This is a genomic window from Variovorax sp. GW821-FHT09D05 (genome assembly GCF_059416325.1).
The window spans coordinates 25,711-46,363 of sequence record NZ_JBWKOZ010000016.1 but is presented as its reverse complement, the minus strand read 5'-3'; the positions used below and the strand labels follow the sequence as shown (position 1 = coordinate 46,363).

Annotated in this window: 24 protein-coding genes; 14 read left to right on the top strand and 10 right to left on the bottom strand. The window is 68.1% G+C overall.

The features are described from left to right. The first annotated feature begins 7 nt into the window (after window positions 1-7). On the top strand, window positions 8-826 hold the full coding sequence (locus AC07O3_RS32365) for a hypothetical protein (protein ID WP_426392189.1): 819 nt from the start codon (window positions 8-10) through the stop codon (window positions 824-826). Here AC07O3_RS32365 and AC07O3_RS32360 read toward each other — a convergent pair. Genes AC07O3_RS32360 through ylqF form a run of 3 tightly spaced genes read right to left on the bottom strand, consistent with a single transcriptional unit; the run spans window position 733 to window position 2,958 of the window. After that, on the bottom strand, window positions 733-1,332 hold the full coding sequence (locus AC07O3_RS32360) for an anthrone oxygenase family protein (protein WP_495341289.1): 600 nt from the start codon (window positions 1,330-1,332) through the stop codon (window positions 733-735). The genes AC07O3_RS32365 and AC07O3_RS32360 overlap by 94 nt on opposite strands. Window positions 1,333-1,391: 59 nt before the next feature. After that, entirely contained in the window at window positions 1,392-1,985 is a 594-nt protein-coding gene (locus AC07O3_RS32355) for a Crp/Fnr family transcriptional regulator (protein ID WP_093177792.1), read from the bottom strand. A gap of 10 nt (window positions 1,986-1,995) precedes the next feature. Then, window positions 1,996-2,958 carry a ribosome biogenesis GTPase YlqF gene (ylqF, locus tag AC07O3_RS32350; RefSeq protein ID WP_093059163.1) on the bottom strand — a complete coding sequence of 321 codons (963 nt, stop codon included), beginning with the start codon at window positions 2,956-2,958 and terminating at the stop codon, window positions 1,996-1,998. A 213-nt stretch (window positions 2,959-3,171) separates the two neighbouring features. Between ylqF and AC07O3_RS32345 the strand changes: the two genes are divergently transcribed. From AC07O3_RS32345 to AC07O3_RS32335, 3 genes are all read left to right on the top strand, one after another. Further along, window positions 3,172-3,783, top strand: a complete 612-nt coding sequence (locus AC07O3_RS32345; protein ID WP_093177794.1) for a cell envelope protein SmpA — start codon at window positions 3,172-3,174, stop codon at window positions 3,781-3,783. A gap of 147 nt (window positions 3,784-3,930) precedes the next feature. Next, the gene (locus tag AC07O3_RS32340) at window positions 3,931-4,359 is read left to right on the top strand and encodes a CBS domain-containing protein (protein ID WP_093059159.1); all 429 of its coding nucleotides are present in this window, start codon (window positions 3,931-3,933) and stop codon (window positions 4,357-4,359) included. Between the two features lie 118 nt (window positions 4,360-4,477). After that, on the top strand, window positions 4,478-4,837 hold the full coding sequence (locus AC07O3_RS32335) for an HPF/RaiA family ribosome-associated protein (RefSeq protein ID WP_093059157.1): 360 nt from the start codon (window positions 4,478-4,480) through the stop codon (window positions 4,835-4,837). On the opposite strand, the gene AC07O3_RS32330 is transcribed toward AC07O3_RS32335, so the two are convergent. The 5 genes from AC07O3_RS32330 to AC07O3_RS32310 all read right to left on the bottom strand — a co-directional run bounded on the left by AC07O3_RS32330 (window position 4,824) and on the right by AC07O3_RS32310 (window position 8,073). Beyond that, a complete protein-coding gene (locus AC07O3_RS32330; protein WP_093078727.1) occupies window positions 4,824-5,300 on the bottom strand; it encodes a MerR family transcriptional regulator in 477 nt (158 codons plus the stop codon). The two genes, AC07O3_RS32335 and AC07O3_RS32330, sit on opposite strands and share 14 nt — an antisense overlap. Beyond that, on the bottom strand, window positions 5,290-5,718 hold the full coding sequence (locus AC07O3_RS32325; RefSeq protein WP_495341288.1) for a nuclear transport factor 2 family protein: 429 nt from the start codon (window positions 5,716-5,718) through the stop codon (window positions 5,290-5,292). The genes AC07O3_RS32330 and AC07O3_RS32325 overlap by 11 nt, the downstream gene beginning before the upstream one ends. Before the next feature lie 104 nt (window positions 5,719-5,822). Next, window positions 5,823-6,755 carry an SDR family NAD(P)-dependent oxidoreductase gene (locus AC07O3_RS32320; RefSeq protein ID WP_093059151.1) on the bottom strand — a complete coding sequence of 311 codons (933 nt, stop codon included), beginning with the start codon at window positions 6,753-6,755 and terminating at the stop codon, window positions 5,823-5,825. A gap of 123 nt (window positions 6,756-6,878) precedes the next feature. Then, window positions 6,879-7,262, bottom strand: coding sequence for a response regulator (locus AC07O3_RS32315; RefSeq protein WP_093059150.1), 384 nt, complete (start codon window positions 7,260-7,262; stop codon window positions 6,879-6,881). Window positions 7,263-7,392: 130 nt separating this feature from the next. Continuing rightward, window positions 7,393-8,073: a glutathione S-transferase family protein gene (locus tag AC07O3_RS32310; protein WP_495341287.1), complete on the bottom strand. Its 681-nt coding sequence runs from the start codon at window positions 8,071-8,073 to the stop codon at window positions 7,393-7,395. A 171-nt stretch (window positions 8,074-8,244) separates the two neighbouring features. Between AC07O3_RS32310 and AC07O3_RS32305 the strand changes: the two genes are divergently transcribed. The 6 genes from AC07O3_RS32305 (at window position 8,245) to AC07O3_RS32280 (ending at window position 14,586) form a co-directional block, all read left to right on the top strand. Continuing rightward, a complete protein-coding gene (locus AC07O3_RS32305; protein WP_495341286.1) occupies window positions 8,245-9,066 on the top strand; it encodes an SDR family oxidoreductase in 822 nt (273 codons plus the stop codon). Between the two features lie 34 nt (window positions 9,067-9,100). Beyond that, window positions 9,101-10,684, top strand: coding sequence for a class I adenylate-forming enzyme family protein (locus AC07O3_RS32300; protein ID WP_495341285.1), 1,584 nt, complete (start codon window positions 9,101-9,103; stop codon window positions 10,682-10,684). Window positions 10,685-10,858: 174 nt separating this feature from the next. After that, entirely contained in the window at window positions 10,859-12,046 is a 1,188-nt protein-coding gene (locus tag AC07O3_RS32295) for an alpha/beta hydrolase family protein (protein WP_495341284.1), read from the top strand. Next, window positions 12,033-12,761, top strand: a complete 729-nt coding sequence (locus AC07O3_RS32290; RefSeq protein WP_495341283.1) for an enoyl-CoA hydratase/isomerase family protein — start codon at window positions 12,033-12,035, stop codon at window positions 12,759-12,761. The genes AC07O3_RS32295 and AC07O3_RS32290 overlap by 14 nt, the downstream gene beginning before the upstream one ends. 51 nt (window positions 12,762-12,812) lie before the next feature. Then, window positions 12,813-13,784 carry a tripartite tricarboxylate transporter substrate binding protein gene (locus tag AC07O3_RS32285; protein WP_495341282.1) on the top strand — a complete coding sequence of 324 codons (972 nt, stop codon included), beginning with the start codon at window positions 12,813-12,815 and terminating at the stop codon, window positions 13,782-13,784. 34 nt (window positions 13,785-13,818) lie between these two features. After that, window positions 13,819-14,586: an alpha/beta fold hydrolase gene (locus AC07O3_RS32280; RefSeq protein WP_495341281.1), complete on the top strand. Its 768-nt coding sequence runs from the start codon at window positions 13,819-13,821 to the stop codon at window positions 14,584-14,586. Window positions 14,587-14,603: 17 nt separating this feature from the next. Here the strand turns inward: AC07O3_RS32280 and AC07O3_RS32275 are convergent, their stop codons facing one another. Next, window positions 14,604-15,377, bottom strand: a complete 774-nt coding sequence (locus tag AC07O3_RS32275) for an IclR family transcriptional regulator (RefSeq protein WP_097199562.1) — start codon at window positions 15,375-15,377, stop codon at window positions 14,604-14,606. A gap of 178 nt (window positions 15,378-15,555) precedes the next feature. On the opposite strand from AC07O3_RS32275, the gene AC07O3_RS32270 reads away from it, so the two are divergent. Genes AC07O3_RS32270 through AC07O3_RS32255 form a run of 4 tightly spaced genes read left to right on the top strand, consistent with a single transcriptional unit; the run spans window position 15,556 to window position 18,995 of the window. Further along, entirely contained in the window at window positions 15,556-16,317 is a 762-nt protein-coding gene (locus tag AC07O3_RS32270) for an SDR family NAD(P)-dependent oxidoreductase (protein WP_495341280.1), read from the top strand. After that, window positions 16,314-16,667, top strand: coding sequence for an NIPSNAP family protein (locus AC07O3_RS32265; RefSeq protein ID WP_256329654.1), 354 nt, complete (start codon window positions 16,314-16,316; stop codon window positions 16,665-16,667). Before AC07O3_RS32270 ends, AC07O3_RS32265 begins: the two co-directional genes overlap by 4 nt. A gap of 36 nt (window positions 16,668-16,703) precedes the next feature. Next, on the top strand, window positions 16,704-18,002 hold the full coding sequence (gene hmgA / locus AC07O3_RS32260; RefSeq protein WP_495341279.1) for a homogentisate 1,2-dioxygenase: 1,299 nt from the start codon (window positions 16,704-16,706) through the stop codon (window positions 18,000-18,002). A gap of 18 nt (window positions 18,003-18,020) precedes the next feature. Beyond that, a complete protein-coding gene (locus tag AC07O3_RS32255; RefSeq protein ID WP_426392165.1) occupies window positions 18,021-18,995 on the top strand; it encodes a Bug family tripartite tricarboxylate transporter substrate binding protein in 975 nt (324 codons plus the stop codon). Window positions 18,996-18,998: 3 nt separating this feature from the next. Here the strand turns inward: AC07O3_RS32255 and gshA are convergent, their stop codons facing one another. After that, on the bottom strand, window positions 18,999-20,555 hold the full coding sequence (gshA, locus tag AC07O3_RS32250; RefSeq protein WP_093177803.1) for a glutamate--cysteine ligase: 1,557 nt from the start codon (window positions 20,553-20,555) through the stop codon (window positions 18,999-19,001). Window positions 20,556-20,653: the final 98 nt, after the last annotated feature.

Below are 20,653 nucleotides of genomic sequence, written 5' to 3'. Positions count from 1 at the left end.
CAGCAACGTGAGATGGATCCATCGGCGGGACGCATTGGCCCTGTCGGCCGCCTGCGCCGCGTCCGCCCTGCTCGCCGCAACGGGCTGCGAGCAGAAAAACGTGCCCGCCGCATCCGCACCGACCCAGCCTTCACCCGGCAGCATCGAGATCACGCAGGCGGACATCGACTGGTTCCGCCGCAGCCGGGCCGAGTGGATCGACTGCGAATCGGGCGCGCCGGGCATGGTGCCGCCCGACATGTCGCTCGAACAGTACGAAGACCTGCTCGACGGCGGCAGCTCGCCGGCCTTCGACCGGTTCGTGAACGTGACCAGCGCCTTCTTCCTGCATGCGAGCTTCGTCGCCGGGCACTACACCTTCGAGCCGCCCTTCGCGCAGCGCACGGCCTTCGACGTGACGGACGAGCACATCCGCCTGCTGCGGCGTGCGAACTGGCTCAGCTTCCTCATCGACTGCAAGCGCCCCTACGGCGACTTCACGCATTTCGAGATCGACATGGCCGACATCCTCGGCCTGCCGGTGACGAAAGACGCAAAGGGCTACGCGCAGATCGGCAAGGAGGCGGAAAAGCGCATGGACGCGCTGCATGCCGACATGCTCCCCACGCTGCAGGCGTACATCCGCTTCGCGCGGCTCAACCCGGGGCGCTACGTGGTGCCCGGGCGCGGCGTGGCGCAAACGGCGGGGCGGCCGCTGTGCCGGCCGGTGTCGGCCACGCGCCTTGCGATGTATCAGCGCGCGCTGGCGGCCGCCGGCCCGCGCTCCGATTCGCACCGCGTCGCCGCGCTCGACGAGGCCGCCAGGGCGCTGTTCGCGCTGGACTGACCTGCTGTCACAGCACGTGCGCACAGTGCCGCGAGCGCTAGCCCGAAGGCCAGCGCGGCGGCGACTGTGCGCCAGAGATTCGCTGCGTTCCAGCGCGAGCGCGTCTGCGCCCAGTCGGAGGGCAGCCCTTGCGGATTCCACGACTCGGTGTAGGCATTGAGCGGCAGATTGACCTGCGCCGTGAACACCACGATCCCCAGGCCGTAGAGCACACCGGCCAGCAGCAGGCACCACCACCAGCCCTCGCGGCGCGCGGTCCATGCCGTGCCCACGGCCAGCGCGCACAGCAACGGCGGGCCGAAGAAGAAGCCGAAGAACATCGCGTGCCGCACGTTGCGGTTCAGGCTCGACTGCACCAGCGCGTAAGTGGCGCCGTCCATCTGCAGGGTGGCGAAGTTGACGTTGGCACTGTAGGTCCAGAAGAACCCGGCCATCACGCCCAGCCAGAAGATGGCGAGCGCATGGCACGCGAGCGACAACCGGATCGTCGACGGGTGAAAGAACATGGCGGGGCTCCTCCTGCACAGAAAGGCCCTCACTGTCGGGCCGCTGGCGGCCCGGCGCCTTAACCGTCGATAAGCCCCATCTCGGCACGCAGCCGCGACAGCGACACGTCGGTCATGCCCAGGTACGACGCCAGATGGCGCAGCGGAATGCGGCCGGTCCATTCGGGGCGCTCGCGCAGCAGGGCCTCGTAGCGCTGGCGCGCCGTGCACTGCAGGAAGACCTGCTCGCGCCGCATCTTGTCGTCGAGCAGCCCGGCCAGTGCGTGCAACTGCAGCGCGGTCCACGAAGGCAGCGCACCCACCGAAGCCTGCAGCGCGCCATACGGAAGGCGCCAGACCGTGGCCGGCGTCAGCGCCGCGATGAAGAAGGCTGCTGGTTCGCGCCGCATCATCTCGGTCACGGGCCAGATGAACGCGTCCTCGGCGTGGAAGTTCTTGTTCGACTCGCGCCCCTCGCTGTCGATGTAGAAGAGCCGCAGCAGGCCGCGCTCGACCCAGAATGCATGCTGCCAGGCGCTGCCGGCCGCCAGCAGGGTCTGGTGCGCGTCCAGCGGCTCGCTGCGCGCCTGGGCGACGAGTGCTGCCAGCGATGCCGGCGCCAGTTCGGGAAAGCGCCGCGCCAGCGCCTGCTGCCAATCGGACACGGCAGGCATCGCGGCAGCCTCAGGCGTCCTGTTCGGGCGCAGTCTCGGGCTTCGGCTTGCCCTTTTGCTTGCGCGCCGCCTTCTTTGCAGCACGCTCGGCGTCGGCACGCTGGCCATCGGCCAGCCACAGCGCGAACTCGTCGGGCGTTTCGAGCGTGACGCGCCCGAGGTTGCCTGCGCGGAACTCGTGCATCACGATCTCCGCCGCCTTCTGCAGGTTGACCTTGCCCTTGCCCAGCAGCGCGCCGCGCTTGCGGCCGATGGTGTCGAGCAGCGACTCGTCCTTCATGCTGGCCATGGTCTCGGCGTCGAGCTCCACGAGCTTGAAGCGCGCGGCCACGCCGGCGGCGTAGTGCATCTTGAGATAGTTGAGCAGTTCCAGCGCCACCTCTTCCTCGTCGAAGGCGTTGCGCCCCACCGCACCGCTGGCCGCGAGGTTGTAGCCGCTCTTGGGCACGATGATGCGCGGCCACAGCATGCCGGGCGTGTCCCAAAGATAGAAGTCGTCGGCCAGCGTGATGCGCTGTTCGAGCTTGGTGATGCCGGCCTCGTCGCCGGTCTTGGCCTTGCGCCCGCCGGTGAGCGTGTTGATGAGGGTGGACTTGCCCACGTTGGGAATGCCGCAGATCAGCACGCGCATCGGCTTGGCCATGCCGCCGCGGTTGGGCGACAGCTCGTGGCAGGCCTTCACGAGCTGTTGCGCGGGCGTGGTCTGGCTCGCGTCCAGGCCGATAGCGCGCGTGGCGGGCAGCGCGTTGTAGTGCGCCAGCCAGAGCACGGTGCGCGCGGGGTCGGCCAGGTCCTGCTTGTTGAGCACCTTGAGCGTGGGCCGGCCGGCCGTGAGTTCGGCCAGCATCGGGTTGGCGCTGGAGCCAGGCAGGCGCGCGTCGAGCAGCTCGATGACCACGTCGATGTCCTTCACCCGTTCGGTGATGGCCTTCTGGGTCGAATACATGTGACCGGGGAACCACTGGATCGCCATCGATGGGCTCTTTCTTTCGCGCTGTCTGGCTGTCTGAGAATGGGGGGCCGCCGAGGGGGCCGGGTGCGCATTGTGAACCGGGAACCTGAACGGGAGCTTGTTGCTACGCTTTCGATAGCTGCAACCGGGCATTGTGCCTTCGCCTTCGGCTTGTTCGACCCTAGAATCCGCGCGCTGCCCCCGCAGCAATACCAACAACTCCGAGGGAAATCCATGCTCAAGCGCCTTGCCGCTGCCGCCCTGCTGGCAGCCACCGTCGTGCCCGTGTCCGTCGTCCATGCCCAGCGGCCCTCCCCGCCGCCCGGCCCGCTGGTCAGCGGCTTCCTGTGCTGCAACATGCGCACCTACGGCGACTCGATCAGCGACATCAACTACGACGAGCAGGGCACGCGCATCGTCGCCGTGGGCACGCCGGCGCGCATCACGGCCTACGACTTCCGCTGGTTCAGCCTGGACCTCGCCGGCAAGCCGCAGCGCATCAAGAACGACTACAGCCGCAACATCCCGCTGCCCGCGTTCGCGCAGCGCTACGTGGTGACCGAAGACCCGAAGCAGAAGATGGCGGCCTTCCCGCCCGCAGTCCGCGACGCCATCCTCGCCGGCAAGGTGATGCCCGGCATGACGCGCGAGCAGGTGCTGATGGCCATCGCCTACCCGGTGGCCAGCGAGAACCCGAGCCTCGATGCACCCGTGTGGCGCTACTGGCGCGACAGCTGGTCGGAGTTCCAGGTGCAGTTCGACGAGAAGGGCCTCGTGAAGGCGGTGGTGGGCGACCCTGTGGCGCTGAGCCGCGTGCTGGCGGCAGCGCCTGCGCAACAACCTTAAGTTCTCTCGCATTGCGCGTGCCTTGCACACACGCGCAATCCCTTAGAGGGTTTTGCATCGCGGGGGCAGTTATCGCCCCTATGATTTGACCGAGTGCGGCGCCCGAGCGTCGGTCGAATCGAAAACCCTTTGATGGAGTTACCCGCGATGAAACCCGTCTCCGAACTGCTCAAGCGCCATGATTCCGCAGCATGGCGCACCTCCCCCGACACCAGCGTGTTCGACGCGCTGGCCACCCTGGCCCGCTTCGAGGTGGGTGCGCTGATGGTGATGGAAGGCGAGAAGCTGGTGGGCTTTCTCTCCGAACGCGACTACACCCGCAAGGTTGCGCTGCAGGGCAAGAACTCGAAGGAAGTGAAGGTGCGCGAGATCATGACGCCCGACGTGATGACCGTCACCCCGCAGACCCGCACGCGCGCCTGCATGACGCTGATGAGCCAGCGCAAGTTTCGCCACCTGCCGGTGGTCGACGGCGACAAGGTGGTCGGCATGATCTCCATCCAAGACCTGATGGACGACATCATCTCGGACCACGAGGCCACCATCGAGCAGCTGACCACGTACATCCAGAGCTGACCCGGCTCGCCGCATTGCGGACCCTGCCCGGCACATGGGTAGGGAACAGACCTACGTGCACCGCGGCGCTTCGGCGCGCAAAGTGGGCTTTCGTTCATCCATCCAGCAGGGACATTGCATGCAGATTCAGGTCAACACGAGCAACGGCATCACCAACAAGGACGCGCTGGAGCGTTGGGCCGACACCGAGATCAAGCAGCACCTGAGCCGTTTCGTCGAGGACGTGACGCGCGTCGAGGTGCATCTGAGCGACGAGAACCACGACAAGACCGGCGGCGGCGACAAGTGCTGCGTGATGGAAGCGCGCCTGGCGCACCACCAGCCGCTGGCGGTAACACAGCACGCGGCCAGCCTCGACGAGGCCTTCCGCGGCGCGGCCGACAAGCTCAAGCGTTTGCTGGACAACACGCTGGGCCGCCTTCACAACCACCGCGACCGCGGCTCGATCCGCACCGACCCGAGCTTTATCGCGGAGTAGCCGCAGCAGCAGCAGCGCTGCGCCTGCCGCGTTTCGGCGGCTTCAGGCTGGGCGTCTCGGCAGGAACGAGCGGCGGGCGGTGGCCGCTGGCCATCCACTCGTCGTAGAAGTCGATCTTGCGGTCGACCAGCGACAGCGCCCGCTTCCACTCGGCGATGGTCTCGGTCACGCGCTCGCGGTGGGCCGCGAGCATGTCGCGCCGCTGGCGCAGCGTGACCTTGCCCTGCACCGCCAGCGCGGTGTATTCGCGCATCTCGGCAATCGACATGCCGGTGCGGCGCAAGCGCTCCATCAGGTCGAGCCAGCCGACGTGCAGCTCGACGTACAGGCGCCGGCCGCCCTCGTCGCGCGCCACGCCGGGCACGAGGCCCTGCGTTTCGTACCAGCGGATGGCGTGCACCGTGCGGCCGGTGCGCGTGGCCAGCTCGCCGATGTGAAAAGGCGTGCCCGTGTCAGCCGGCATGGGCGGCCGCCGTGGCCGAAGGCGCCTGCAGCGCCTCCTGGACCAGTGCGGTGTCGAAGTACTCGGTCAGCTCTTTCACCTTGCCTCCTTCAAGTCGGTAGACGTAGCAGTAGCGGTTGTTGTAGCGCTTGCCGGCCTTGGTGGGCACGTCGCCGCTGAACAGCACCACCACCCGGTCGCCCTCGGCAATGAGGCGCTCGGTCTTGCTCACGTAGGGCCCCGCGAACTGCGCGAAGAGCGGGTTCAGCAGCTCTTCGCGAATCGCCTTCTTGCCCCGGTAGGTGCGCGACCACGCGGTGGAGCCTTCGAGCTTCCAGCTGGCGTCGTCGGCAAGGCTGTCGACGAAGACCTGGCCGTTGCCCTTGTCCAGCTCGTCGTGGATGCGCTGGACCAGGGCCTTGTTGTCGATCGTGTTCATGGCTTCATTTCCTTGTCTTCGATGAATGAACCGGACATCCGGTGAATTCATTGGAAATGCTCGAGTGCACTCGAGGTCAAGCGCGCCATGAACACCCGGGCCGGTCAGCCCCTCTTCGCGTTCGCCATGCCCTTGGCGACTTCGTTCGCGCCCTGCGCCGCGCCGCTTTGCGGCACGGCCTCGCCTTCGCGCTCGGTCACTTCCGACAGGCGCGCCGCCAGCTGCTCGGGTGTGTCGGCGGCAATGCCCAGCCAGGCGCCCTGCGTCAGCGTGATGTGCGCGGCCTCGAAGGTGCCTGCGCCGGCGCAGAGGATGGTGCGGTTGGGCGCGTCCTGCGCGGCCAGCACCAGCATCGCGGGCACCACGGCCTCGGGGCGGAAGGCTTCGAGCATTTCCTTGGGGAACAGGTCCTCCGTCATGCGGGTGGCGGCGGTGGGCGCCAGGCAGTTCACGCGGATGTCGTTCTTCGCGCCTTCGATGCTCAGCGTTTGCATGAGGCCCACCAGCGCGAGCTTGGCTGCGCCGTAGTTGCTCTGGCCGAAGTTGCCGTACAGGCCGGTGGACGAGGTGGTCATCACGATGCGGCCGTACTTCTGCTCGTTCATGAGCGCCCAGACGGCCTTGGTGCAGTTCACGGCGCCCATCAGGTGCACGTCGACCACCAGCTTGAAGTCGGCCAGTTCCATCTTGGCGAAGCTCTTGTCGCGCAGGATGCCGGCGTTGTTGACGAGGATGTCGACGCGGCCCCAGGCATCGACCGCCTGCTTGACCATGGCCTGCACCGCCTCGAAGTCGGTGACGGATGCGCCGTTGGCAATGGCCTCGCCGCCGGCCGCCTTGATCTCGTCGACCACCGCCTGCGCGGCGCTTACCGAGCCGCCGGAGCCGTCGCGCGCGCCGCCCAGGTCGTTGACCACCACCTTGGCGCCACGCGCCGCAAGTGCCAGCGCATGCTGGCGACCCAGGCCGCCGCCCGCGCCGGTCACGATGGCCACGCGGCCCTTGAAGTCGATGTTGCTGCTGTTGCTGTTGCTCATGTCTCTCTGTCGCTTTCCTGGGGAGTTGCCGTTGTCCGGTTGCCGCTAGAGCGGCAGCGTGGCGTTTTACCCCAGAAAGGCGCGCGACCCAGTCATGCGCGCGTCAGCCGGCGTCACCCTGCATCAGCCGGGAAGGGACGCGCGCACCTGCGCACAAAAGTCCACCAGCTGGTCGAGCTCGGCCGACTTGTCGAAGAAGGCGTCGGCGCCCAGTTGCCGCGAACGCTCGCGCATGGCGGCGTTGGCGTAGTTGCTCAGCACGATCACCTTCTGGTGCGGCGCCCGGTGGCGGCAGGCGCGGATCACGCCCAGCCCGTTGCCGCGCCGCAGGAACAGGTCGACGATGGTCAGGTCCCAGTCGCCGGTGTGCTGGTGCAGCCAGGCCACGGCCTCCTCCTCGGTGCTGGCGGAGGCCACCACCTTGGCGTCGGTCACGTCTTCCAGGAATCCGACGAGGTTCTCGCGAATCACGGGGCTGTCCTCGACTAGATAGGCCTTGAAAGTCATGGGGAGGTCGCGAGGTCGGTGCTTGCGCGGTGCATGGACGCATCCTCGCAGCCCCATGGCCACGCGCGGTGAGCCATGCAGGCCAATGCCTGTAGGCCATCGGCCAGCGCCGCTGTCGGTCATCCCGTGCCTATGGGCGTCTGCCGAGCCCTATTCCGGGCGTCGGCAACTGCTGAATACCCTGCCGGGCGGCCGCCGCGTCCTGCACCGCCATCGCGCGCTCGAAGCCTGCGCGCGAGCTCAGGCGCTTCCAATACTGCTGTACCGCGGGGCCGAAGCGCTCGTGATGGCCCAGCACCCTGGCCAGCAGCAGCGCGTAGCCGATCGAGATGTCAGCCGCCGTGAACCGGCCGGCGCATGCGAAGTCTTGCGCCTCCAGCAACCTCTCGAGCGCCCGCAGGCGCACGAAAAAGAACTGGGCGTAGTCCTCCGCGGCCTGGGGCTGGCGGCGGTCCTCCGGCTCCAGCAGCGTGTAGCGAAGCACCAGGGTCTGCGGAAAGGTCAGCGAGGCCTCGCCAAAGTGAAGCCAGTTCAGGTAGTCCCCATAGCCGGCCTCCTCGCGCTCCACGTTCAGCGAGGTGGGAGCGTTGATGCTGGCCAGGTACTGGCAGATGGCCGCCGACTCGGTCATGCGCGTTTCGCCATCGACCAGCAGAGGCACCGTGCCCTGCGGGTTGATCTTGAGGTACTCGCGATGCAGCACCCGCGGCGGAAACGGCAGCATCTCCAGCCGGTAGGGAGCGCCGAGCTCTTCCAGCATCCAGAGAACGCGGAACGAACGTGCATTCGCGCAGTGGTAGAGCGTGATCATCGGATGGAGGGCTCGACGCCGGAAGTTGCCGCGCCGATGGTCGCACGCACATTCCGCGGCGCCTTGCGTCGATTGGCTGCGACGCGCGCAGCCAGTCGGCGCAAGTTTTCTTCCGCGCCGGCGAATAGCCTGCGGACTCTTGCGATAGCCGATCGCGATTGCGGAGTGTCCATGCCGTCCCTGAAATCGAAAACCCTCTTCATCACCGGTGCCAGCCGTGGCATCGGCAAGGCCATTGCCCTGAGGGCCGCGCGCGATGGCGCCAACATCGTGGTTGCGGCCAAGACGGCAACGGCCGACCCCCGCCTGCCCGGCACGATCCACAGCGCAGCCGAAGAAATCGTCGCCGCCGGCGGACAGGCCCTCGCGGTGGTGGTCGACGTGCGTGACGAAGCCCAGGTCCGCAGCGCAGTCGACGCGGCGGTGGAGCGCTTCGGCGGCATCGACATCCTGGTCAACAACGCCAGCGCGATCCACCTCGAGACCGTCGAGCGCACGCCGATGAAGCGCTACGACCTGATGTTCGAGATCAACGCACGGGGCAGCTACCTGTGCGCACAGGCCTGCCTGCCGCATCTCGAGAAGGCCGCCAACCCGCACATCCTGACCCTGTCGCCGCCGCTGGACATGAGCCCCAAGTGGTTCGCGCGCCATGCGGCCTACACCACCTCGAAGTACGCAATGAGCATGCTCAGCCGAGGCCTCGCCGAAGAGCTGCGCGGGCGCGGCATTGCGAGCAACTCGCTGTGGCCGCGCACCGTCATCGCCACCAGCGCCCTGCGCATCGCGGCGCCCGACGTGGCGGGACAGGCCCGCCTGCCGACCATCATGGCGGACGCCGCGTGGCACATCCTGACCCGGCCGAGCCGCGAGCTCACCGGCCAGCTGCTGATCGACGAGCAGGTGCTGCGCGATGCCGGCGTCACCGACTTCGAGCCCTACCTGGTAACGCCGGGCGTCGAGCCGCTGATCGACTTTTTCGTGGAACCGTGACCAGGCCGCCGTGCCGCCCCAAGGAGACCAACGCATGCAAGCAGCCGACGCCGAACGCGCAAGCATCGCCCGTATTTCGCTCGCAGACGTCGTGCGGCGTAGCGCTAGGCGAGATCCGGAGAAGATCGCAGTCATCCAGGGTGACCGGCGGGTCACGTTTGCAGCGCTCGATGCCGCGAGCGAGCGCGTGGGAGAGGCACTGCGCGACCATGAACTCGCCGATCGCCGCATCGCGACGATGTGCGTCAACTCGATCGAGCACCTCGCGGCCATCCAGGCCATCCACAAGTCGGGCAACGTCTGGGTGCCGGTCAATGTCCAGCTCGATGCGGCCTCGATCGAGCATGTGCTGAGTCACGCCGAAGCCAGCGCGGTCTTCATCGATGCAGCGCTGTTCGAAGTGGCGGCGCTGCGCACGCTGGTCGAGCGCCTGGGCCTGCTGACGGTGGTGATCGGCGCACAGCACCATGCCACCGCCGGCACGCTGCATTTCGACGCGCTGGCATCGCGCCCACCGGCGCAGCCGCTGGCCACTGCCCGAGGCGACGATGACCTCGCGCTCATCATGTACACCAGCGGCACCACGGGAAAGCAGAAGGGCGTGATGCATTCCCATCGCTCGGTCCATGGCGCGCTGCTGAGCTGCGCGCAAAGCTTCGAGGCCACCGAGCGCGACGTCGTCGTCTCGGTGCTGCCGCTGTTCCATTGCGCCCAGCACGCCATCAGCACCGGCGCATTGATGGTCGGCGCAACGCTGTGGCTCGCCAACGGCTTCGATCCCGTGGCCATGCTGGCGGCCATCGGGCGCGAACGCATCACCTGGCTGTCGTGCCTGCCGATGATGTTCGATGCGCTGATGAAGCACCCCCAGCGCCCGCAAACCGACTTCTCTTCGCTGCGCCTGTGCATGTACGGCCTGGCGCCGATGCCGAAGAACCTGCTCGCGGACATCCGGCGCGACATGTGCCCCGACGTGCGCCTGGGCACCGGCCAGACCGAGATGTACCCGCCGACCATGGTCTACCGCGCGAGCGACCACCCGGGCAAGGACGGCAACTGCTGGGGCGTATCGGTGGCGGGGGTGGAGACCGCCGTCATGGACGACGACGGCCGGCTGCTCGGGCCGGGCCAGGTCGGCGAGATCGTCCATCGCGGGCCCAACGTCTTTCTCGGCTACCTCAAGGACCCGGAGGCCACCGCCGCGGCGCGCCGCTTCGGGTGGCACCACACCGGCGACATCGGCATGCTCGACGCCGACGGGCACATGCTGTTTCTCGACCGCAAGAAGGACATGATCAAGACCGGCGGGGAGAACGTTTCCAGCGTCAAGCTGGAGGCCGTGCTGCTCGCCCACCCCGCCATCGGCGCCGCGGCCGTGGTGGGCCTGCCGCATCCGCACTGGGGCGAAGCGGTCGCCGCGTTCGTGGTCTTGCGCCGCAATGACGGCTCGTGCGGTGAAGATGAACTGCTGGCGTTCTGCAAGGAGCGCCTCGGCCGGTTCGAGGTGCCCAAGTCGATCCGCTTCGTCGACGGGATGCCGATGACGCCGACGGGCAAGATCCAGAAATTTCAGCTGCGCACTGCTCACCTGGCGCTCTTCGAGTCCGGGGAAAGGTAGGCGCCGGGTCCGGCCACCGGGTGACGGAGCAACGCCAGACGCAGGCGTTGGCAATTCTCATGTTCATCTATCGGACAAAGCCATGGTTTCGGGAGATGGGTGCGCGAACAATGGATCGATTCATCGACCTGACGCGGGACCGCCGGGCGCCAGCCCGCCCCCCTCTGAAAAACCATGTTCTTCTACTTCCCCGAAAACTACCGCTGGTCTCTCGCCGTGCTCCGCGCCATCGCCGCGGGCGGACTGTTCGGCGAAATCGACTGGGCCTGCTCCCGCCTGAAAGACGCGGCGCGGGTGCAGCCTTCCGGCGACGTGGAGGCCTGGCATCGCGCGTGGGGAGAGCTCGGGCGCCAGCTGGAGCAATCTGCCGCCGACGCCCTGTCGCGCGGCCATCGCGTCAGCGCCAGCGATTTTTCGTTGCGCGCCTCGGTCTATCACCAGTGGGCCGAGGGGCTGCTGGACCCCGACGACCCCCGCGCTGAACTTTCCTACGCCAAGCACCTGTCGTGCTTCGAGACCTTCGCGCGGAACCGCGACCCGGGCATCGAGCTGGTCGACATTCCTTTCGAGGGCAGCGTGATTCCGGCCTACCTGGTGCCCGCCGTGGGCCGCAGCGGCCCGGGGCCGGTGGCGCTCCTGTCCGATGGACTGGACGCCAACAAGGAAGAGATGTTCTACGTGGCGTTGAATCTCGCGCGGCGCGGAATCGCCACGCTCGCCTTCGACGGTCCGGGCCAGGGCTCGGCGCTGCGCGTGCATGGCCTGACCGCTCGCCACGATTTCGAGAAGCCGGTGACGGCCTGCGTCGACTGGCTCGTGCAGCGCCAGGACGTGGACCCTGCACGCATCGGCATGGTGGCGGCCAGCTGGGGCGGCTACTACGCACCGCGCGCCGTCGCGTTCGAAAAGCGAATCAAGGCCTGCGCCGTGATGGGCGCGGTCTTCGACACGCATGCCTGCATGGTCCGGCGCGTCGGCTACGTGCCGGGCCAGGGCGCCACGCAACTGGGCAACAGCGCGCCGCTGGGCACTACCGGCAAGCAGATCCTGCGAATCCTCGGCGTGCCCGACTGGGAAAACGCATTCCGCAAGCTGGAGGATTTCCGCCTCGAGAGCGTAGCCAGTCGCATCGACTGCGACCTGTTCATCGTGCACGGCGCCAACGACCGGCATGCGCCGCCTTCGGAAGCCCAGCGCCTGCTGGAGGCGGTGAGTTCGCGCCACAAGCAGCTGCGCGTGTTCACCGAAGAAGAAGGCGGTGCAGCCCACGTGAACCTCGACCGGCCGGAGCCCGCGCTGAGCCTGGTCTGCGACTGGATGGCCGAACGCCTGCAGGAGACGGCACCCAATGACCACGCCTGAAACTTCCTGGATCGGTTGCGATGTGCGCGACGAGGTGGCCACCATCCGGCTGCAGCGCGCGGAGGCCGGCAACCGGCTCACCAACGCCATGGCGCTGGCGCTGGCCGAAGCGCTGGATGCCGCGCGCGACAGCCGGGTGATCGTGCTGCGCGCCGAAGGCCCTGACTTCTGCCTGGGCCGCGAGATGGCGCCGCCGCCGCCCGGTGCCGGGGTCAATGCGGCCGACGTGCTGCGCGACGACGCGGGGCCGATCCAGAGGCTCTACGAGGCGTTCGGCCGCTGCCGCTCGCCGGTGGTCGGGATGGTGGCGGGCCGGGCATGGGGCATCGGAACGGTGCTGGCCGCGCGCTGCGATCTCACGCTGTGCGAGGAAGACAGCAGCTTCGCGCTGCGCGAACTCGAACGCGGCATTCCGCCCTGCATCGCCATGGCACCGCTGCTGGACCGCATGCCGGCCAAAGCGCTGGCGCACCTGGTCTTCGGCGCGGAGCCCATCGGCGCGCGCGAGGCGCTGGCTGCGGGAATCGTGGGCCGGGTCGTCGAGAGCGGTCGACTGCAGGCCGAGGGCGATGCCCTGGTGCAGCGCCTTCTCTCCTTCCCCGTGCCGGCCGTGCAAGCGGTGAAGCAGTTCCTGGCGACCGCGCCGCGCCACCACGAACCCAATGCAGTGCTCTACGGGGCGGGCCTGCTGGCCAACGTGCTGGGCTCGCGCTGAACGGCAGCGCCGGCGCGGCGCGGCGAGGAAAACAAAAAAGGAGACATCACCATGCGACTTTCATTTCTTGCGCCCCTCGTGGCCGCCTTCGCGCTGGCGGGCGCATGTGCGCCCGCCGCATCCGCCACCTACCCGGAAAAGCCGATCCGCATCCTTGTCGGATTTCCGGCCGGAAGCACCGGGGACCTGATCGTGCGCATCCTCGGGCCGCGCATGGGGCAGGCCCTGGGGCAGCCCGTGATCGTCGAGAACCGGCCGGGCGCGGGCAGCAGCATCGCCGCCGAAGCCGTGGCCCATGCCGCACCCGATGGCCACACGCTGCTGCTGAGCACCACCGCGAATGTCATCAACCCCAGCCTGTATCCGAATCTCCGCTTCAGTTTCGTCAAGGACCTGACGCCGGTGACGCTGCTCGCCGAAGCGCCCGCGCTGCTGATCGCGCGCGCCGACCTGCCCGCCCGCACGGTCAAGGAACTGGTTGCCGCGGCGTCCGAAGCGCCCGGCAAGTTCAGCTACGGCTCTTCGGGCAATGGCACCTTCACGCACCTCTACGGCGAGCTGTTCAACCAGTCGGCCCAGGTGCGCCTGACGCACGTGCCCTACAAGGGAGGCGCCCAGGCGCTGACCGACGTCATGGCCGGCCGGGTGGACCTGGCCTTCACGCCGGCAGCGCCGGTGATGGCGCAGGTCACCGCCGAAAAGGTCAAGGCGCTGGCGGTCATCGGCCGGCATCGCCTTGCCGCCCTGCCGCAGGTGCCGACCTTTGCGGAAGCCGGCATCGCCGGCTTCGACTCGGCACTGTGGTTCGGCCTGCATGCGCCCGCGGGCACGCCGGGCGCGGTCATCGAACGGCTGTCTTCCGAACTGCAGAAAGTGCTTGCCGACCCCGAAGTCCGTCGGCAGCTGAGCGACCAGACCGTCGAGGCCGTCGCAAGCACACCGGCCCAGTTCGCGAGCACCATCGCGAGCGAATCGTCGAAGTGGGCCAAGGTGATCGGCACCGCGGGCATCAAGATCGACTGACACGGCACGCCCGCACGGGCAAAGGAGAACACACATGACTCTGGGCCACGAAATCCGGGGCAGCGGCCCCCAGCGGGTGATGGTCCTGCACGGCTGGTTCGGCGACCACGGCGTATGGGCGCCGACCTATCCGCTGCTGGACGAGAAAGCCTTCACGTATGCCTTTCCCGACTACCGCGGCTACGGCGCCTCCCGCGCCATCGGGGGCGAGCACACGATCGCGGAGATTGCCGCCGACAGCCTCGAACTCGCCGACCGGCTGGGGTGGGGGCGCTTCAGCCTGCTCGGCCATTCCATGGGCGGCATGGTGGCGCAGCGAGTGGCAATCGATGCGCCCGACCGCATACAGGCCGCCGTGTGCGTGACGCCGGTGCCGGCTTCCGGCGTGCCGCTGCCGGCGGAGGTCGCGGCGCTGTTCGCATCGGCGGGCAGGAGCGACGAGGCGGCACTCGGCGTGATCGAGAGCTCGCTGGGCTCGCGCCTGACGCCTGCACTGGCCCGCTCGATCCTGGCCCACCAGCGCAGCACCTCCGAGCCCGTCGCTTTCGAGGACTACTTCGGCGCATTCTCGAAAACCGATTTCTCCGACAGGGCTGCGGGGCTGCGCGCGCCGCTGATGGTGCTGGTGGGCGAGCACGACGGGGGCGTGTCTTCCGACTTCGTGCAAGCCACCTTCCCCCGCATGTACCCGCACGCGCAGATCGAGACGCTGCCGAATGCCGGCCACTACCCGATGCTCGAAACACCGGCGTATCTCGTGACGCGGGTCGAAGCCTGCCTGCGGCAGCACGGCGGCGGCTGAAGAAGCAGCCAGCCGCCTCAGGTCTTGCGCTTGCGCAGCAGCACCTCCACCGACTGCGTGGCACTGCGCAGCATCTCGGCCACCTGCTCGATGCGCCGCTGGCTCAGCCGCTGCGACAGGGCGGCAACGCTCAGCGCGCCCACGGCCTGCCCCATCGAATCCCTGAAGGGCACGCCGACCGCCTTGACGCCCAGGCTCACACGGTTCTGGATCACCGCGGCGCCCATGGCGCGCGTCTGCACACAGGCCTGCGCCAGATCCTGCGGCGACAACTTTCCGAAGGCCGCCAGGCTCGGCCCCACCCTTTCGATGATGTGGGCCCGCTCTTCGTCGTCGATGGCCGACAGGATCGCGAGCCCGCCGGCGCCCACGCCCAGCGGGCGCCGGCTGCCGACCTCGAGCACCAGCGCGCGGACGGGAAAGGCCCCCTCGCGGCGGTGCATGCAGACCGCATCGAAGCTGCTGCGCACGACCAGGTAGACGGTGTCGCCCGTCTCCTGCGCCAGCGTGCCCATCGCAGGGTCGCACAGGTCGCGGATGTCGTGCATGGTCGAGCCGGCCACACCCAGTTCGAATGCCAGGGGCCCGAGCTTGTAGCGCCGGAGCTCATCGTTGAAGACCGCCAGTCGTTCCGCGGCCAGCTGCCCCAGGATGCGATGCACCGATGGATGCGGGATCTGCGATTTCTCGGACAGCTCGGTCAGCGCCAACCCGCGAGGGCCAGCGGTGGCCAGCAATTTGAGAATCACCACGCCTCGTTTCAGCGAGCCTGCATCGGAGGGCGTTTTCATGTTCGATTGATGGACAAACGACTGGTTTGAAGCGAGTCATTAGAAAACAATTCCCGCTGGAGCCATAGCGGCGCCCCGTCTATCGGACACCACTCTTGCCGAACGGCGGGACGAGCGATGGAACCCAACGATCAAGGGCAGTCATGAAAAAGCACAGGGCGCTTTGCGGGAGGTTTCGATGAGCACGATGCAGGAATGCGCTCTGGCGCTGAAAAACAGGGTCGCCGTCGTCACCGGCGGCAGCAGCGGCATCGGCGCCGCCTGCGTGCGCGTGCTGGCGGACGCGGGAGCGACGGTCGTCATCGGCTACAACGAAGGCGCGGAGCGTGCACAGGCACTGCGCGATGAACTGCCAGGCGATGACCACAGCACGCTGCGGATTCCGCTGACCGACAGCGCGGCGCACGCCGCCATGGCGGACACCCTGCATCGCAGCTTCGGCCGCGTCGACGTGCTCGTGAATTCCGCCGGCTTCACGCAGCGCATTGCGCACGGCGACCTGGATGCGCTGGCACCAGCGCTGTTCGACGAAATACTCGCAGCCAACGTCGGCGGCCCGTATGCCATCACGCGTGCGCTCATGCCGCTGCTGAGTGCGTCCACCGATGCGGTCGTCGTCAACGTGTCTTCCGTGTCCGCCTTCACGGGCCTGGGCAGCAACATCGCCTACTGCGCGGCCAAGGCGGCGCTCGACACCATGACCGTGTCGATGGCAAGAGCCTTCGGCCCCGTGCGCTTCGTCGGCGTTTCGCCCGCAGCGGTCGACACCGATTTCGTTCGCGGGCGCAACCGCGACGACCTGCTCAAGAAGGCGGCCGCCACGCCGCTCGGGCGCATCGTCACGCCGCAGGACGTGGCGCTCGCCGTGCTGGCCTGCGTGACGCACCTGCGCACGGCCACGGGCACGCGGATCGTCATCGACGGAGGGCACAGCCTGTGACAGCCGGACCCGACACGACCGCCCGCATGCTCGTGGAGCAACGCACCTACACCACCCACCCCGGCCAGTGGCGGGCCTACCTGTCGCTGTACGAGGCCAAGGGCCTGGCAATACAGCGCCGCATCCTCGGCCGCATGGTCGGCTACTACCGCACCGAAACCGGCCCGCTCAACCAGGTGATCCACATGTGGGCCTACGTGGACATGAACGAGCGCGCCGAGCGGCGGGAGCTCCTGATGGCCGACCCGGCATGGAAGGCCTACGTGGTGGAAATGCTTCCGCTGCTGCAGAGCCAGGAATCGAAGATCCTGCTTCCGGCGCCCTTCTTCACGCCCCGGTGGCAGGACTGACGACCGCATCGATCCGGAACAAAGGATGGAGACACCATGACAACGCTCGACTACCAGAGCGGATTCGGCAACCAGTTCGCCAGCGAGGCGCTTCCGGGCGCCCTGCCCGTCGGGCACAACTCGCCGCAGCAGGCGCCGCTGGGCCTGTATGCCGAGCTGCTGTCAGGCACGGCTTTCACGGCGCCGCGTGACCACAACCGGCGCACCTGGATGTACAGGAGGCGCCCCAGCGCCATGCACGAGGCCTTCGCGCGCATCGACGACGGCAACTGGCGCAGCGGGCCATTCACCGAAGCGGAAACACCGGCCAACCGGCTGCGCTGGAACCCCTGGCCGATGCCGGCCGGGGACGCGGACTTCGTCGACGGCATGCTGACCATCGCCGGCAACGGCGACCCGCACGCGCAGACAGGCTCGGCAGTGCATGTCTATCGCGCGAACCGCTCGATGGACGGGCGCTACCTCGCGAACTCCGACGGCGAACTGCTGATCGTGCCGCAGCATGGCGCGCTGCTGCTCCATACCGAACTGGGCCGCCTGCACGTCGCCCCCGGCGAGATCGCGCTGGTGCCGCGGGGCATGCGGTTTCGCGTCGCGCTGCAGGAGGGCGAGGGCGAAGGCGAGGCGCGGGGCTATGTCTGCGAGAACTACGGTGCGCCCTTTCGCCTGCCGGAGCTGGGGCCGATCGGGTCGAACGGGCTGGCCAATGCACGCGACTTCCTGGCGCCCATGGCGGCCTTCGAGGAAGACGCCGGCCCCGTGCGCATCGTCAACAAGTTCATGGGCCACCTCTGGGAAGGCACGCAGGCCGGCACGCCGCTGAACGTGGTCGCGTGGCACGGCAACCTGACTCCCTGCAAGTACGACCTGGCGCGGTTCATGGCCATCGGCACGATCAGCTTCGACCATCCCGATCCGTCGATCTACACGGTGCTGACCTCCGGCACCGACACGCCCGGCGTTGCCAACTGCGATTTCGTGATCTTCCCGCCGCGCTGGCTGGTGGCGGAAGACACCTTCCGCCCGCCCTGGTTCCACCGCAACGTGATGAGCGAACTGATGGGGCTGGTGCGCGGCGTGTACGATGCGAAGGCCGAAGGCTTCGTGCCCGGCGGCGTGAGCCTGCACAACTGCATGCTGCCGCACGGGCCGGACGCCGCCACCTTCGAGCGGGCAAGCACGGCCGAACTCAAGCCGCACCGCCTCGACAACACGCTGGCCTTCATGTTCGAGAGCCGCCACGTGTTCCGGCCCACGGCGCAAGCGCTTGGAGCCGCCAATCTGCAGCCGGACTACGACACGGTATGGCACGGGTTCAGGGCCGCCAAGGCCTGACGGAAAGAGACAACGACCATGACGGCTTTCACCCGGCGCGACTTCGTCGTCGCCACCGCCTCCGCACTCGCGCTGCAGCCCCCGGCTCGCGCGCAGAGCGACTACCCCAGCCACCCGATACAGCTTTGCCACGGATTCGGTGCAGGCGGCAACGCCGATGTCGTCTCGCGCCTGCTCGCGCAGAAGATGCAGGAGACGCTGAAGCAGCCCGTGGTCGTCGATATCAAGAGCGGCGCGGGCGGGCTGATCGCCACGGACTTCGTGGCCAAGGCCCGGCCCGATGGCTACAACATCGTCATGCTCACCGGCGCGCACACAGTGTCGGCCGCGCTGCGCAAGACGCTGCCCTACGAACCGGTGAAGGACTTCGCATTCGTCTCGACCGTGACGAGCTTTCCCTTCGTCATCGCCGTGCGCGCGGAGCATCCGGCCAGGAATCTCGCGGAACTGCTCGCCACTGCGCGGCAGGCGCCGGAGCGGGTCACATTCACTTCCGTGGGCGTGGGCTCGACGCAGCACATGGTCGGGGAACTGCTGGGCGTCAGCGCCGGCGTCAGGCTGCTGCACGTGCCCTATCGCGGCGGCGGCGCACCGGTGCAGGCGGTGATCGCGGGCGACGTCGACATCCTGGCGGACACGCTGACCGTTGCAACGCCGCACATCCAGTCGGGCCGGCTGCGTGCGCTGGCGGTCACCAGCGCACAACCCTGGCCGTCGATGCCGGAGGTGCCTGCCGTCGCGAGCGTGCTGAAGGGCTTCGAGATCCGCTCCTGGCTGGGACTCGCGGCGCCCGGTGGCACGCCGCCGCAGGCAATCGAGCGCCTTGATCGCAGCGTGCGAGCGGCGCTCGGCGACCCGGGCGTCAAGGCAACGCTGGCATCACTGGGCAGCGAACCCGCGCCCTCTTCGCCCGTCCAGATGAAGTCGATGATCGAACGCGAGATCAAGCGCTGGAGCGAAGTCGTCGCCCAGGCCGGGATTCCCCGGCAATAAGCCTCAGGCAGCGACCGCCATGCGGCCGCGCGCCATGCCCAGCCGCGCGGGCGAGACGTACTGCTCGCGGTAGATCTCGAAGGGCATGGTGTCGGCCGCCTCGATGCGCTTCTGCTCCTGGATCGACTCGGCAGTCATCTGCTCGAACTCGGCCTGCTGCGCGGCCGAGAACGGCAGGCCCAGCAGTGCGGCGCGGGTCTGCTCGGACTGGGCACGCACGAAGCCGATGAAGGAGTTGCCGTGGTCTTTCTCGATGGCCGCGAGCACGCGGGCGGAGGGCAGGCTGTCGGGGTTCTGCAGCGCGGCCCTCGCGGCGCGCACTGCGTCGGCATGCGCCGTGCCACCCTGCGCCGCGTCGAGCGCGGCGGCAATGGGCAGGCACTGCTCGACCAGCTCCAGGCCCCAGTCGGCCAGCGCCACTTCGCGTCCGTCGCGCTGCAGCTTCAGGCCCGGCTCGCGGCCGCGCGCGGCCGTGAGGTGCTGGTTGTGGGCGAGGTCGGCGATTTCCTGCGGCGTGTCGTCGGGGCTGTCGCTCAGCAGGCAGTGCAGCAGGAACACGTCGATGAAGCGCATGGTCTGCGCGTTGATGCCGACGGTCTCGAAGGGGTCGAGGTCCATCAGGCGCACTTCGACGTATTCCACGCCGCGTTCGCGCAGCGCGTGCAGCGGGCGCTCGCCGGGGTTGATGACGCGCTTGGGGCGGATGGTGCCGTAGAACTCGTTCTCGATCTGCAGCAGGCTGGTGCCCAGCTGGTTGTAGTCGCCGCCGAGGTTGCGGATGCCAATGGATTCGTAGGCCGGCCACGGGCGCGTGAGCGCGTCCTGCAGCGAGGCGCCGTAGCCGTCGAGGCTGTTGTAGCTCACGGCCAGCGAGGCCTGCGCGTCGCTCTGGTAGCCCAGGCGGCCCATGCGCAGCGAGGTGCCGTGCGGCATGAACATGCTGCCGTCGCCCAGCGGCTGCAGCTCGTGCGGGCGGCCCGCCACGAAGCTCGAACACAGGGCCGGCGAGGCGCCGAACAGGTACAGCAGCAGGAAGGCCTGGCGGCGGAAATTGCGGATCAGCGCGAAATACTGTTCGCTCGACACGTCGGGCAGCGACCAGTTGTAGTGAATGCCCGAGATGGTCTGCATGCGGCGGCCATAGCGGTGGCTCAGGCCCATGCGGTAGACGCTCTTGGCGCGGCCCACGTTCGACGAGCCGTAGCGGCCGATCGGAATGGTCTCGTCGGTCGGCAGGCCGCAGGGCATGCTCGACACCCACAGGCGCTCGTCGCCCAGGCCGTCGAGCACGCGGTAGGTGAACTGGTGCACCCGCGTGAGCTCTTCGAGCGCCGATTCGACGTTCGCGTGCACGCCCGTGATGAGTTCGAGCTGCGATTCGCTGAAGTCGGTCGTGATGTGCGGATGCGTGAGCGCGGAGCCCAGGGCCACGGGATGCGGCGTCAGCGCGAGCTTGCCGTCCGGCAGAGCGCGCAGGCTTTCCTTCTCGATGCCACGTCGCATGCCCTGGAGGCGTGCGGCTGAAAGTGCACCCAACCTCTCCAGCAATCTGTTGCTCATATTGTTATGACCCATCAATCTTCTGAGGGGCTGGAAGGTAGCACGGGCACGCGGGCATTGCTCGTGCAGGGAATCCCGAGGCAGGCTACCCTGTGGTT